This is a genomic window from Oleiphilus sp. HI0086, from assembly GCF_001635225.1.
Window position 1 is genome coordinate 1 of sequence record NZ_LWFZ01001461.1, and the last position, 1130, is coordinate 1130.

A 1130-nucleotide genomic window follows, 5' to 3' on the forward strand; every position below is an offset into this window, starting at 1 on the left:
TGACCTTCGCAAGCGCTTGTTTATGAAGGTTGAAAAGTACCTTCGTGAGATGGCATTGGTTGGAACTGTGGTGACCAGTAAATCGGCACCGGAGTCTTTGCATAAAGAGCTTATCTACTTGTTAGCAATTAGTGGTTCTTATTCTCAGCAAGTGAATGCAGTACTGGAAGGCTACAAAGTTTCCCTATTGGATTTTGATGAAAAGTCTTTATCGGCAGAAAGCAAGCGGTTGTTTGGCCCGGGTGCAGATGTTCTTAAGTCTTTGTCCAATGCATTGCAAGAAGAGCTAATTCAGCTTAAAGAAAAATTAGATATTCTTGAGCGTGGTGATGCGCCAAGCGATGAGGATATGCAGTTTATAGTGGGTGTCTTTGAACGCCTGAGCAGCACCTTGTCTATGCTCGACCTGAAGAAAATTAGCCTAGCTTGTGATCAGCAGATCGAAGCAATCAAAACTTGGCAAGGCACAGGGACGGATGTTGCCGAACAGGATTTATTTGCTGTAGCTGACGCTGTGTTAGGTATTGAGCAGGCGATTAAGCGCTTTGAAGAAACGGGTATTCAGGGTGAAGTAGAGTTGCAGTCGGCCCATAAAGATGGCGAAACGCCATATTTGAGCGAAGCGACTATCGTTGTTATTGATGAGTCAAAGTCCGGGCTAGGCTTGGCTAAACGATCAATTAGCTCCTACGTTGAATCCCAGGGTGATAAGCTTCACCTGGCAACAGTCTATACTGTCATGGACAGTATCCGTGGTGCAATGAGCATCATTGGTGAGGAGAGGTTAACGTCCTTGTTATTGAAGTGCATGTCCTGTATTCAACAGGAGTTGGTTGACGGTGATACGATGCCTGACCAGACTTTGTTAGAAACTCTGGCTGATGCACTGACTTCATTGGAATACTACATTGAGAGTATGACCAAGGCACAAACCCAGAATGATGCTTTGTTAAAGTTGTCAGAAGAAAGTCTGGCTTCAATTGGGTATGGTACTTAAGCTTATACAAGGGTAGGAGGTAATTATGTTCTTGCCCGTCTTGTCTATTGCTATTCTCGGCGCTCTGCTAATTGTTATTTCTTTCAAGTACCTGTTCCTTCGTACATGGTTCAAGGCATGGCTAAAAGCTACG

The 1130-nt window shown here is 44.3% G+C and carries 1 pseudogene; it reads left to right on the plus strand.

From position 1 onward, the window contains the following. Positions 1-997, plus strand: a pseudogene (locus tag A3756_RS24885) (chemotaxis protein); the annotation flags it as partial. Positions 998-1130 lie beyond the last annotated feature (133 nt).